Below are 12,492 nucleotides of genomic sequence, written 5' to 3'. Positions count from 1 at the left end.
CGCGGTCGGCGGTCAGAGACCGAGGCTGCGCGCGATGAGCATGAGCTGCACCTCGGTGGTGCCCTCACCGACCTCGAGGATCTTGCTGTCGCGGTAGTGCCGCGAGACGGGGTAGTCGTTCATGAAGCCGTTGCCGCCGTGGATCTGTGTGGCGTCGCGGGCGTTGTCCATCGCGGCCTCCGACGACACCATCTTCGCGATCGACGCCTGCGTCTTGAACGGCTTGCCCGCCAACATCAGGGCGGCCGCGTCGTAGTACGCGGTGCGGGCGGCATAGGCCCGCGCTTGCATCCGGGCGATCTTGAACGACACCGCCTGGTTGGTTCCGATGGTGCGCCCGAACGCCACCCGCTCGTTGGCGTATTTCACGCTCTCGTCGACGCAGCCCTGTGCGACGCCGACCGCGAGAGCGGCGATGGCGATACGTCCCTCGTCGAGGATGCGAAGGAAGTTGGCGTACCCACGACCCTTGTCGCCCAGCAGGTTCTCGCGGGGCACCCGGACATCGCTGAAACTCAGCGGGTGGGTGTCCGACGCATTCCACCCGACCTTGTTGTAGGCGGGGCCGGCCGTGAACCCGGGGGTGTCGGTGGGGACGATGATGGTCGAGATCGACTTGTTGCCCGACGCGTCGGTGTCGGTGACCGCGGCGACGGTGACGATCTCGGTGATGTCGGTACCGGAGTTGGTGATGAACTCCTTGGCGCCGTTGATGACCCATTCGTCGCCGTCGAGCTTCGCGGTGGTCTTGGTGCCGCTCGCGTCGCTGCCGCAGTCGGGTTCGGTGAGTCCGAACGCGCCGAGGGCCTGCCCGGAGAGCAGGCGTGGCAGCCAGGTCTTCTTCTGCTCGTCGGTGCCGAAGCGGAAGATCGGCATCGCGCCGAGCGACACCCCGGCCTCGAGGGTGATGGCCACACTCTGGTCGACCTTGCCGAGCTCCTCGAGCGCGAGGCACAGCGCGAAGTAGTCGCCACCCATACCGCCGAACTCCTCGGGGAACGGCAGGCCGAACAGGCCCATCTCGGCCATCCCGGCCACGACCTCGTACGGGAAGCTGTGTTCGGCATCGTGTTTCGCCGAGACCGGTGCGACGACGGTACGGGCGAAGTCGCGTACCGACTTCACCAGCTGCTGGTACTCGTCGGGCAGGTTCTCGGTCGCGAGGAAGTCGCTCATGGGGTCTCTTTCACTGCGGGGTCGTCGTTCTCGGATGTCGTCTCGTCGGGGATGATCCGGGCCAGCACGTCTCCGACACCGACCTGATCGCCTGCACCGACGAGCAGTTCGACGGTGCCGTCGACGGACGCGGTGAGGGAGTGCTCCATCTTCATCGCCTCGACGACGAGGACCACCGTCCCGGCTGTGACCGTTGCACCGTTGTCGGCTCCGACAGCGATGACCGAACCCGGCATCGGGCTGCGGATGTCGGTGTCGGCATTCGTGTCCGCGGCACCGGCGGCGCCCGGTCCGGCGTCGCGGACGAATCGCCACACTCCGCCCGGTCGGTGGACCCAGATGATCTCGTCATCGGAGACCACACGGTAGTGGCGGCGTCGGCCGCTCACGGTCAGATCCGCGCCGTCGTCGGTCAGGGCGGCCGACACGTCGACCGGCTCGGCCTCGTCGACGCTCGCCGTGGCGGCGGACGGCGTTCCGCGGAGTGCGACGACGAACGCCGTGTCCTGATCCGGCGTCGGTGAGCCGGTATCCGCTCGCAGGCGGATCGTCGTGGGTGCTGTGACGCCACCGGGCCGCCACCCGCTCGGAACCGACCACAGATCGTCGGCATCCGACCAGGGCCTCGACCACTCGTGCACGGCGGCGGCGATCACCGCATCGTCCGGAGCGGTGGTGGCGGCGTAGGTCTCGACAAGTCGGTCGAGAAGGCCGGTGTCGAGATCGCCGTTGCGGACGTCGGCGTCGGACAGCAGGAACCTGAGGAAATCGATGTTGGTGCCGACGCCGAGCAGCGCGGTGTGCTCCAGCGCGCGGTCGAGTCGGGCCACGGCGGTCGCTCGGTCCGGACCGTGGGCGATGACCTTTGACAGCATCGGGTCGTAGTTGCTGCCCACCACCGACCCGGTCGCGATGCCGGAGTCGACACGCACGCCGGTTCCGGTCGGTTCGTCCAGGCTGAGGACGGTGCCGCCGGTCGGGATGAACCCGTGGACGGGGTCCTCGGCGTAGACCCGGGCCTCGATCGCGTGACCGGTCAGCGTGACGTCGCTCTGTGCGATGTCGAGGACCTCACCTCGCGCGACGCGGATCTGCCACTGCACCAGGTCGATCCCGGTGACCATCTCGGTGACCGGGTGTTCGACCTGGAGTCGGGTGTTCATCTCCATGAAGAAGAACTCGTCGGGCCGGTCGGCGGAGACGATGAACTCGACCGTTCCGGCGCCGCGGTAGCCGACGCTACGGGCGGTGTCGCAGGCAGCGGCACCGATCCGGGCGCGGGTGGTCTCGTCGAGAAGTGGCGACGGCGCCTCCTCGATCACCTTCTGGTGACGACGCTGCAGGCTGCACTCGCGCTCGCCGAGATGGATGACGCCCCCGTGGCTGTCGGCGAGGACCTGCACCTCGATGTGCCGGGGCCGCAACACGAACCGCTCGAGGAACAGGGTGTCGTCGCCGAACGACGACGCGGCCTCGCGTCGTGCGCTGACCAGTGCGGCGGCCAGGTCGGAGGACTCGTGCACCACCCGCATGCCCTTGCCGCCGCCACCGGCGGACGGCTTGACCAGGACGGGATAGCCGATGTCGCCCGCGGCGTCGATCAGTTCGTCGTCGGTCAGGCCCGGGCGCGCGATGCCGGGAACCACCGGCACCCCGTGACCCGACACGGTGTTCTTCGCGGTGATCTTGTCGCCCATGACCGTCATCGCGTCGGGGGTCGGGCCGATGAACACGATTCCGGCCTTGTCGCAGGCGAACGCGAAGTCGGCGTTCTCGGAGAGGAATCCGTAGCCGGGGTGGATCGCGTCTGCGCCGGTGCGGGTGGCGGCGGCGATGATGGCGTCGATCTTGAGGTAGCTCTCGCGGGCCGGCGCGGGGCCGATCAGGATCGCATCGTCGGCGGCGTGCACGTGGGGCGCGTCGGCATCGGCCTCGCTGAACACCGCGATCGACCGGATGCCCATGTCGCGCAGCGTGCGGATGACGCGGACGGCGATCTCACCGCGGTTGGCGACCAGGACTGAATCAACACTCATCTGTTCGGTCACATCCTGAAAACGCCGTAGGAGACCGGTTCGAGTGGCGCGTTGGCGCACACGCCCAGAGCCAGTCCGAGGACCGTGCGGGTGTCGGCGGGGTCGATGATCCCGTCGTCCCACAGTCGCGCAGTGGAGTAGTACGGGTTGCCCTGCGCCTCGTACTGGTCACGGATCGGAGCCTTGAACGCCTCCTGGTCGTCGTCGGACCATGGCCTGCCCGCTGAGTCCAGCTGGTCGCCGCGCACGGTCGACAGCACCGACGCGGCCTGTTCACCACCCATCACCGAGATGCGGGCGTTGGGCCACATCCACAGGAAGCGAGGCGAATACGCGCGACCACACATCGAATAGTTGCCCGCACCGTAGGAGCCGCCGATGACCACGGTGAGCTTGGGGACGCGCGCACAGGCGACGGCGGTGACCATCTTCGCGCCGTGTTTGGCGATGCCGCCCGCCTCGTAGTCGCGGCCCACCATGAACCCGGCGATGTTCTGCAGGAACAGCAGCGGGATCGAGCGTTTGTCGCAGAGCTCGATGAAATGAGCTCCCTTCAGGGCGGATTCGGCGAACAGGACCCCGTTGTTCGCGATGATGCCGACGGGATGGCCGTGAATGTGGGCGAATCCGGTGACCAGGGTGGTGCCGTAGCCGGACTTGAACTCGTCGAACTCGCCGGCGTCGACGAGCCGGGTGATGACCTCGTGCACGTCGTACGGGGTGCGCAGATCCGTCGGCACGACGTCGTACAACTCGTGCTGATCGGCGACCGGCTCACGCGGTTCGGTCATCGTCCACGGAACCGCGGTTCGCGGACCCAGCGTGGAGACGATCCGTCGCACCCGGTGCAGGGCGTCCGCGTCATCGTCGGCGAGATGGTCGGTGACGCCGGAGACGGTCGAATGCAGTTGTCCGCCACCGAGTTCCTCAGCGGTGACGACCTCGCCGGTCGCGGCCTTCACCAGCGGCGGCCCGCCGAGGAAGATCGTGCCCTGATTGCGGACGATGACGCACTCGTCGCTCATCGCCGGCACGTAGGCGCCGCCCGCGGTGCAGGACCCGAGCACTGCGGCGATCTGTGCGATACCGCGGGCGCTCATCGTCGCCTGGTTGAAGAAGATCCGCCCGAAGTGCTCGCGGTCGGGGAACACCTCGTCCTGACGGGGGAGGAATGCTCCGCCGGAGTCGACGAGGTAGATACACGGGAGGTTGTTGTGCAGCGCCACCTCCTGCGCCCGCAGGTGCTTCTTGACGCTGAGGGGGTAGTAGGTCCCGCCCTTGACCGTGGCGTCGTTGGCGACGATCACACATTCGCGCCCGGACACCCGACCGACGCCGGCGATGACCCCGGCGCCGGGACATTCGTCGTCGTACAGCCCGGTTGCGGCGAGCGGCGACAACTCGAGGAAGGGGCTGCCGGGATCGAGCAGGGTGTCGACGCGGTCGCGGGGGAGGAGTTTGCCGCGCGCGACGTGCCGCTCGCGGGACTTCGTGCTCCCGCCGAGAGCGGCCTGCACGGTCCGAGCCGACAACTCGCCGACGAGGCGCTCGTGTTCGGCCCGGTTGAGGGCTCGATCGATCGGCATGTGGGAGAACCCCCTGGGAACGCTCTTAGTTAATCGCGAATAACTTAGTCGTCAGAGTAGGGGGTCCGGTTCGGTCTGTCCAGAACCGTGGACGAGGGCGCCGGTACATCCATCACGGGGTGTCAGAGAGCCGAGCCACGACTTCTGGGGTGACCGCCGAGGCGGTGTCGGCAACCCCGGTGGCGAGTGCATGGGTATCGGCAGTCGCGAGTAGACGCCGAAGGCGGCCGGACGCGGTGTCCTTGCTGATCGGCGGGTCGGACGAGCGACCGAGCTCGTCGATGGTCGCACCGGGTCGGTCGATGCGCAGGCGCCCGATGGCGGCGAGATGGTCGGGTATGTCCTCGCCGAGGATCTCGAACGCCCGCCGGACGCGGGCTGCGGTGACAAGAGCGCTCTGATGCGCTCTTCGTTGATTGGCGTTGTCGAAGTTCGTGAGTGGTGCAAGCAGTCGGTGGCGTTCCCCCTCGGCCCGTCGCCTGTTCCACACCGCCACGGTTTCGGGTGCCCCGATGCGGGTCAGCAGCGTGGATATGGCCGCGGGATCGCGGACGAGGACCTGGTGGCGCGACGAGTCGGCGTCCTGTGTGGGGGTCTTCGTGGCGACGTCGAGGCGGCGAGCGGCGCCGGCCACGGCGAGTGAGGACTCGAAACTCGGACAGATGATCGCCGCCGTGGATCGGCGCGGGGCGAACAGGTCACCGGCGGCCAGGAAGGCGCCACGCACGATGGCTTCGGAATCGGTCGTCGTGCCGCCGACGATCCGTGCGGGAAGTCCCCGTGTCGGGCGACCACCGTGATCGACGAGTCCGCATTGGCGGGCCAGCCGCGCACCGTGGTGGGCAAACCTGACCACGTATCGGCCGGGTGTGGTCTCGGTTGCGTGGCGCATCGCTCGCACCTGGCCGTGCGACCCGAACAGTTCCGAGATCTCGTTCCGCAGGCGGTCTGCCACCGTGCCGCGATCCACCTCGGCTTCGATGATCACGGTCCCGGCGTCGAGGCGCAGTTCGCCGGCGAACCGCAGCAGCGTGGACACCTCGGCGACACGGACACTGTGGTGCGCTGTTCGTACACCGCAGAGCTCGTCTTTCAGTGCGGCTGTCATGTCTGTCGGGCCTGCGCCGTTCTTGGCGAGTCGGGGGCGGTGTGTGGCCTCGTCCACGGGCGGACTCCCTCCTGACGGTGGTGCGGTTTCAGTCCGCGACCGGGTGGTCGCTGAACTGTGGCTGGGCGATGGCGATCGCGAATTGTTGTGCGAGGAACTGTATGTCGGGACGCATCACACCCCTGAGCTGATCGGTGCTGGTCACGGAGTGCTCGAGGTAGTAGCCCGGTCGATGCGCGGTGGGGGTGAGTACGACCACAGATGTTATTGCGCTCCACCAGGATCCGTCCCGCTGATACGAGCCCTGCGTGCTCCACCACAGGCCGACTCCGCGCTCCGACTGTGCCGGGACGACGCGGTCGGTTATCGCGACCGCGTCGAGATTGGCGAGCGCGTTGTGCCGGTGCTGGGCCAGGTCCGGCGGCATGTCCTCGAACGAGTACCCCGTGATCACCTCGCTGCTGGCACGTCCACGATCAGTGGGGTTCGCGTTGGCGGCGAGGAAAACGGTTCCGTCCGCACCGGCGATGTCGTCGTCGATCGGATGCCAGCCGGGGGGCAGCGCGAACTCGTCACGCGAGTTGACCCCGACGAGGCGGGTTCCGAAGTCCAGCGGCTCCGCGCCGGCGCTGGATGCCACTGCCTCAGCGGTTGTCACCAGCAGGGCGTGACGGTCGAATGTCTGACGATGCGTCATCAGAAGACCGCCAGTCTCGAGGCGAAGGTTTCGCCGGCGCCACCGGCGTCTGCGGAGCCACCGGTCGGCACACTGCTCTCGGGCGCAGACGGGTTGCGTGCCGCGAACTCGGCGACGGCCCCCGCCACGTGGGCCGTCGGATCGCCGGGCCCGGCAGGTGACGGTGTGAGCACCACGGGATAGGCGGTCGACTCGTCGACGTCGACGACCTGGACGACGCCGCCGCCGCCCTCCGTGACGAAGTAGACAGGCACAGGACGGCCAGCGGCATCGAATGCCGTTACTGCACCGTAAGTTTGCGCAACCGCGCCTGATGCATCGATGACCACCACCGACCCATCCGGACCCTGAAGTGCTCGACCTCCGTCCGGGACCGCGTCGGCGATCGGCTGATAGGGCGAGTCGTTGCGATCGGAGACGAGGATGTCCCGGTCACCGTCGGGGTGGGTTGGAGGCGCGGGCGGATTCGTTCGCTGGTGTCGGCCGGCATTCCACCGGCCGACGAGGCCGCCGGTGCTCGCGACGGCCAGTCGCATCGTCCGGCCGGCGCGAGGATGTGCCGCGGTGAATGCGGCGACCGCGACGATCAACCATGCGACCGTGTCGGGATCGCGATCACCGTCCGGGGCCCGTCGCGGCGGGGTGCCGGAAGGCACATCCGAATCGATCTGTCGCGGAACCGGTGGCGCGTTCGGTGCCCGCGTCGGCGACGGCACCGGCGATGAAGGCCGTACGGGCGCCGACGGGCTGGAGCCTCCGGGTGTCACGCCGGTCGGTCCCTCCTCGGCGGTCGGCGGTGTTCCGCCGCCGGTCTGTGGAACGGCTCCAGGGGCAGGAGCGGGACCGGGAGCGGTAGGGACCGGCACGATCGGCGTGCCGTTCCCGACACCCGGTCCCGGGCCGACATCGATACCGACGCCAGGTCCGCTCGTCGGTCGGGTGGTGTCGTCGTTGCCGGGAGTGGGCAGGGTGGCGGTCGGAACGGACGGTGGGGTGAAAGTGTTCGTGGGAACGCCGACGCACGGATATCCGGGACCGTACTGCGCGCGCAGCGCATCACACAGGGCATCGGCATTCGCCGCCGGTGAACCGACGATCGTCAACCACAGCAGGAACATCGATGCGAGCACGCCGGCAAGCGCCCTGTGCGCGAGTGCCGCGCGAGAGCGTCGAGAGGTGGGACCGCAATCGTGCATTATTTTCTGCTGGTGCCGTGGAGCACGAAGCCGATGGCGGCGTCGGCCCCCACCCAGAACCAACGACCCGCAAGCGACATCACCAGGAAGAATGCGAGAAAGACCAGAACGGTTCCGTAGTCCTGCATCCACTGGCTGAGGTGGTTGACGGAGAACGCGCAGCCCACCAACAAGGCGCAACCGACCACGAACAATGCCGCGCGTCCGATGAGTGTCCACGTCGAACCGTCTCGGTCGTCGCCTGTGACCGGCTCGTCGACGGCGTGCACACCAGGTGGGACAACGCGTGACGTCGGCTTGTCGCTCGCGGTCATGGCAATGTCTCCCTGTTCAGAGGCGATGCGGTAGGCCGTAGACATTGACGGTGTCGTCATTGAGGGGGGTGGAGACGGCCACGGTGACGTACGCCCGCAGGGTCACCGGCCCGAGGCAACCGTCGACGCGGATGTGAACGTCGTCCACAGTGATCGAACCGGATGCGGCGGTGAGACGTTTGGTGCCGAGCGCGACATCGGTGATGGTCCCTGGCTTGAGCGTCGAGGAGATGCTCGGTTGCAGGTTCGCTCCGACCCCGAGCGCCGGTGGGTATGAGATGTTCAGCGTGGCGTTGGGCCCACCCGCGATACCGACCGTGGCGCCCGAGGTGACATCGGTGTTGCATCCCACCTGGAATCCACCGGTGACCGTACCCGCCGATACCGGTGACGAACCGGTTCCACTGATCCGGCCGGACGCCTTGAGTGAGAGAAAACCCTCACGACTCCAGGGGGATTGGTTGAGCGGCGGAACCGATCGCACTCGTTCGCGCGCCTTTGACGCGGTGACGGTCCACCCGTCATCGGTTGTCCGTGACACGGAGCGGTCGCTGAACGTCGACTTCGCCGGCGAGGCGCCTGCGATGCCCATCGACGAGACGGGAAGAAGGCCGCACGCGACGACCACTCCCGTAAGCCCTGCAATGCATCTCACCGTGACCACGTGTACTTCCTGCCTCTTTTACCGACCCTAATGGTCGCTAACAGTGTCATGGACATCCGGCGGCGACAATCGCAAAAGTGCGATCAGTGATCCAAGAACCGGCGGCCGTCGGGGATCGTTGCAGCTAGCGGCGCCGTGACGTCCGTCAGGTGCGGCGTGTGAGCACGATTGGTAATCAGATTGTGACTTGTCCGCGTTCCACAATGAGCCCCGGCCGGCGGCAGTGTGCCGGCGGGAGTCCCGTTCTCCCATGGCTCGAGCACCGACTTCACCTGTGACGTGGACGACAACCTGCAGAGAACTGTGGGCTTCGACTTCGGTGGGCGGGGCAACTCGGTCCGCTCTATAGTGAAACGATTACGTTTACCAAAATCGCATCGACTTCGCGGATCGTGCTCGGGGAGCGTGGCGGGGTGAGAAGGAAACCATATGCCTGACAGGGACTCACGGGGGATCGGTTCCGAGGAGCGTCGCCGAGCGCCCGACAATGTGGCGATCATCGGTTTGGCCGAGCGGTGGTTACCCTACGGCGGACCGGACAGCTTCGAGACGCTCGTGTCTTTCGGCCTGCCGCCTGAGGCGTTCGCCGACAGACTCCTCGACGCACTCGACTCCGACGGGGCACGTGATTCGGAGATTTCGGCGGAGACCGAACAAGGCCTCCGGCGGTACGCGCATCGGTGGTCGCGTCGAGAGTGATGGTCGCACCCGGCCGAACCAGATCGCCCGTGACGCGAAGCGAGGGCCGGGATCGTCGGGGACATGACGCGAGTCCGTCGATGGCGCCGAAACTGGACGCCCATACTGTAACTGCGCGATCATGCTGGTCCGAGTCACAACATCGGGTCGAGTGCGTGTGAGATCGTCGCACGCCTCCTGACGGCTAGAATCGGGCGGTGTCCCCCGACAAATCGCGCCAGTATGCGGGGCGACCTGTAGCCGAGAGGGGTGACGAGCGCCGTCGGCGATTCCTCGATTCGGCTCTGGACGTTTTCAGCCGACGCGGGTACAGCTCGAGCACGGTCGTCGACATCTGTCGGGAGGCGGGACTCTCGACCCGCCAGTTCTACCAGTGCTTCGTCGACAAAGAAGCCGTCCTGTCCACGCTGTACGACGAGGCAAACGCGCGGGTTCAGAAGGCGGTCCTGTCGAGCTTTGCGGCGGGCTCGGAAGGCTTTGCCGGCAGTCTCCGCACCGCGGTGCGTGCATACGTCGATGCCCTTACCGCCGATCCGCGCGTCACACACCTCGTGGTCACCTCTGTGGTCGGGGTCAGTGACGAGTTCGAGGAGAAGCGAGACCGCCAGCGTCAGCAGTGGCTCGACGGGCTGAACGGCTTCGCCGAGGCGGCGATGGCAAACGGTGACCTGCCCCGACGTGACTACACGCTCGCATGGATCGCGTTGGTCGGTGCAATCAACGCCCTGGCATCAGCTTTCATCAAGGCGCAACCTTCTTCGGCGGCGCTTGACAAGCTGCTGGATCAAGTCGACGCGCTGCTGTGGGATGGACTGCTCGGATAACGAGCCCTCAAAACCTCTGCCGGGCAGTGTCATCCCGGTCCCGGGGTGGGTGTCCGTGAGAGGGGGTCTGCCCCACCCCGGGGCCGGCGATCGTCGGTCAGGGCGATCGACCTCTGAACCTTAGCAAAGATCACGAGTGGTGTAAACGCATGTGTTTCAGATTGCGGGAGGCGGGTTCGCCGTCCAGGTGTCGTGACGACAACCCCTCTGTGCGACCGTGATGAAAGCGACGCGGTGCAGCGCCGTAAGTCTTTGGCCTGCACCGCGCCACCCCTCGAGGATCGACGACGCCGTCCGAGCCGAGCCCATCGCCTCGCGGTCGGCCGTCCCGATCCTGAACATCATAAATGACAACGTTTCACTCTGAGTGGCGGCCGAGGACCGGGTCCGGGTACAGTCACCGTTCAGCTGAGCAGTCATCGCTCGAGATGCTGCGTCCCGTGAACGGAATGAGGTTGCTGTGCTGCGTCGATGCGTATACGTGATGACAACGGTGGCGGCGGCCGTGGTCGTCGTGGTGACGGGATCGGGGAACGCCGCGGCCGCGACCCCACAGGTGCGGTCAGGTATCGAGATCGACATCGACGACACCGTGTTCACCACCGCGGTATGCACTCTGGGTGCGGTGATCACGCCGAGCAAGGCGGTGACCGCGGGTCATTGTGGTGAGGTCGGCAAGTCGGTGTACGACCGTAACGGCGTACGCATCGGCAGTATCACGGCGAACCTGCTGTCGCGGCAGGCCGACCTCGCGGTGATCAGTCTGGCCCGGGGAGTCCACGGCCGGGTCGATGCAGTTGACTACGCATCCCGGTTCGACCGTGGCCAACCGGTGTCGAAAAACGGTGCCACAAGCGGATTCACGACCGGCTACGTCACCGATCCGGCCTTCCGCAAGCGCGTCGCTCGCGGGTTCGTCCTGCGGCCGCCGTTTCTCGAGGCCCACACGACGGTGACAGTGGACAGCCGTTTGCGGTCGGTCTCCGGTGACAGCGGTGCCGGAATCCGCTCGGGAGGACGAATCGTTGGCATCTTGTCGTCCGGCACCGATCGGGATGACACCGCATTCGCACCGCTGTCCCTGCTGCCGCCCCGTCTGCGATAGCACCCGTGACGACGTCTGCGCGTGCACAGATCCCGGCTGTCACCACAGCACCACATCGAAGGATACGACGATGAGCGTTGCCCAGGACGTTGACCACGGCGACGCGTCCATGCGTGCGCTCGTCCAGCACGAGTTCGGCGATCCCGCTGTTGTCCTCACGACGGAGGAGCGCCCCCTACCAGAGCCCGGTCCTGGACAGGTACGCGTTCGAATGCTTCTGTCGCCCATCCACAATCACGATCTGTGGACCGCGCGAGGAGACTACGGGGTGACCCCTGACCTCCCAGCACAAGCTGGAACCGAGGCGGTCGGCCTCATCGACGCGCTCGGTGACGGCGTCGACCGCCTCGCGATCGGCCAGCGGGTGGTGAGCGGCAGTGCCTTCGGGGTGTGGGCAGAGTACTTCGTGGCGCGCGCATCGGATGTCATCGCGGTGCCGGATGAACTGCCGGACGAGGTCGCGGCCCAACTCGTGTCGATGCCGTTCTCCGCGATCGGCCTCCTGCATTCACTCGACCTGGCCGAGGGGGACTGGATCATCCAGAACGCCGCGAACGGCGCTGTCGGAAGGATGATCGCCCAGCTCGGTGCAGCGCGCGGCCTGAACGTCATCGGTCTGGTCCGCCGCGCCGCCGGCGTCGACGAGCTTCGGCAGCAGGGCATCGACAACATCGTCACGACCGACGCGAGTGACTGGCGTCAGCAAGTTGCCGACATCGCCGGTGACAACCCGATTCGCGTGGGAATCGAATCGGTGGGGGGTCGAGCGGCCGGGGATCTGCTGTCTCAACTCGCGGTCAACGGCACGCTCGTCGTGTTCGGGGCGATGGCCTCGCCGACACTCGAGATCTCCTCCGGTGACGTGATCTTCAAACAGGCTGTGGTCAAGGGCTTCTGGGGAAATGTCGTCAGCCGCGAGATGCCGCGCGAGATCAAGAGGACTCTGTTCGGTGAGCTCATCGGACGCGCGATCGACGGCACGCTGACCCTTCCTGTCGCCGGTGTCCATGGCCTGGACGACTTCGACGCCGCTGTCGCTGCCAGCCTCGAGCCCGGACGGATCGGGAAGGTGCTGCTGAGTTCCTGA

Annotated in this window: 11 protein-coding genes; 3 read left to right on the top strand and 8 right to left on the bottom strand. The window is 66.9% G+C overall.

Going from position 1 to position 12,492, the window contains the following annotated elements; all coding sequences use genetic code 11:
• Window positions 1–12: 12 nt before the first annotated feature.
• The 8 genes from LX13_RS07755 to LX13_RS07720 all read right to left on the bottom strand — a co-directional run bounded on the left by LX13_RS07755 (window position 13) and on the right by LX13_RS07720 (window position 8,705).
• The gene (locus tag LX13_RS07755; protein WP_253660771.1) at window positions 13–1,176 is read right to left on the bottom strand and encodes an acyl-CoA dehydrogenase family protein; all 1,164 of its coding nucleotides are present in this window, start codon (window positions 1,174–1,176) and stop codon (window positions 13–15) included.
• Window positions 1,173–3,212, bottom strand: coding sequence for an acetyl-CoA carboxylase biotin carboxylase subunit (locus LX13_RS07750; RefSeq protein ID WP_253660770.1), 2,040 nt, complete (start codon window positions 3,210–3,212; stop codon window positions 1,173–1,175). Before LX13_RS07750 ends, LX13_RS07755 begins: the two co-directional genes overlap by 4 nt.
• Before the next feature lie 8 nt (window positions 3,213–3,220).
• Window positions 3,221–4,798, bottom strand: coding sequence for a carboxyl transferase domain-containing protein (locus LX13_RS07745; RefSeq protein ID WP_253660769.1), 1,578 nt, complete (start codon window positions 4,796–4,798; stop codon window positions 3,221–3,223).
• A 112-nt stretch (window positions 4,799–4,910) separates the two neighbouring features.
• The gene (gene whiA / locus LX13_RS07740; protein WP_253661781.1) at window positions 4,911–5,906 is read right to left on the bottom strand and encodes a DNA-binding protein WhiA; all 996 of its coding nucleotides are present in this window, start codon (window positions 5,904–5,906) and stop codon (window positions 4,911–4,913) included.
• A gap of 88 nt (window positions 5,907–5,994) precedes the next feature.
• Window positions 5,995–6,603, bottom strand: a complete 609-nt coding sequence (locus tag LX13_RS07735) for a hypothetical protein (RefSeq protein WP_253660768.1) — start codon at window positions 6,601–6,603, stop codon at window positions 5,995–5,997.
• Window positions 6,603–7,259 (bottom strand): hypothetical protein, encoded by a 657-nt coding sequence (locus LX13_RS07730; protein WP_253660767.1) that lies wholly within the window; start codon window positions 7,257–7,259, stop codon window positions 6,603–6,605. Before LX13_RS07730 ends, LX13_RS07735 begins: the two co-directional genes overlap by 1 nt.
• 539 nt (window positions 7,260–7,798) lie before the next feature.
• Window positions 7,799–8,113, bottom strand: a complete 315-nt coding sequence (locus tag LX13_RS07725) for a hypothetical protein (protein WP_253660766.1) — start codon at window positions 8,111–8,113, stop codon at window positions 7,799–7,801.
• Window positions 8,114–8,129: 16 nt separating this feature from the next.
• A complete protein-coding gene (locus tag LX13_RS07720) occupies window positions 8,130–8,705 on the bottom strand; it encodes an MspA family porin (protein WP_253660765.1) in 576 nt (191 codons plus the stop codon).
• A gap of 968 nt (window positions 8,706–9,673) precedes the next feature.
• Here LX13_RS07720 and LX13_RS07715 point away from each other — a divergent pair.
• The 3 genes from LX13_RS07715 to LX13_RS07705 all read left to right on the top strand — a co-directional run bounded on the left by LX13_RS07715 (window position 9,674) and on the right by LX13_RS07705 (window position 12,492).
• Window positions 9,674–10,300 (top strand): TetR/AcrR family transcriptional regulator, encoded by a 627-nt coding sequence (locus LX13_RS07715; protein WP_253660764.1) that lies wholly within the window; start codon window positions 9,674–9,676, stop codon window positions 10,298–10,300.
• A gap of 484 nt (window positions 10,301–10,784) precedes the next feature.
• The gene (locus tag LX13_RS07710; protein WP_253660763.1) at window positions 10,785–11,405 is read left to right on the top strand and encodes a chymotrypsin family serine protease; all 621 of its coding nucleotides are present in this window, start codon (window positions 10,785–10,787) and stop codon (window positions 11,403–11,405) included.
• On the top strand, window positions 11,296–12,492 hold the full coding sequence (locus LX13_RS07705; RefSeq protein ID WP_253660762.1) for a zinc-binding dehydrogenase: 1,197 nt from the start codon (window positions 11,296–11,298) through the stop codon (window positions 12,490–12,492). Before LX13_RS07710 ends, LX13_RS07705 begins: the two co-directional genes overlap by 110 nt.

The sequence above is a fragment of the Williamsia maris genome (genome assembly GCF_024171815.1).
Taxonomy (GTDB): domain Bacteria; phylum Actinomycetota; class Actinomycetes; order Mycobacteriales; family Mycobacteriaceae; genus Williamsia_A; species Williamsia_A maris.
The sequence above is the reverse complement of the archived record's forward strand: the minus strand, read 5'-3'. Positions and strand labels throughout refer to the sequence as shown.

What these genes read in the sequence shown, in the direction of transcription:
- LX13_RS07745 (WP_253660769.1), bottom strand. Translation starts at nt 4,798, where the DNA reads ATGCCGATCGATCGAGCCCTCAACCGGGCCGAACACGAGCGCCTCGTC.
- whiA (WP_253661781.1), bottom strand. Translation starts at nt 5,906, where the DNA reads ATGACAGCCGCACTGAAAGACGAGCTCTGCGGTGTACGAACAGCGCAC.
- LX13_RS07725 (WP_253660766.1), bottom strand. Translation starts at nt 8,113, where the DNA reads ATGACCGCGAGCGACAAGCCGACGTCACGCGTTGTCCCACCTGGTGTG.
- LX13_RS07735 (WP_253660768.1), bottom strand. Translation starts at nt 6,603, where the DNA reads ATGACGCATCGTCAGACATTCGACCGTCACGCCCTGCTGGTGACAACC.
- LX13_RS07755 (WP_253660771.1), bottom strand. Translation starts at nt 1,176, where the DNA reads ATGAGCGACTTCCTCGCGACCGAGAACCTGCCCGACGAGTACCAGCAG.
- LX13_RS07710 (WP_253660763.1), top strand. Translation starts at nt 10,785, where the DNA reads ATGACAACGGTGGCGGCGGCCGTGGTCGTCGTGGTGACGGGATCGGGG.
- LX13_RS07750 (WP_253660770.1), bottom strand. Translation starts at nt 3,212, where the DNA reads ATGAGTGTTGATTCAGTCCTGGTCGCCAACCGCGGTGAGATCGCCGTC.
- LX13_RS07720 (WP_253660765.1), bottom strand. Translation starts at nt 8,705, where the DNA reads ATGGGCATCGCAGGCGCCTCGCCGGCGAAGTCGACGTTCAGCGACCGC.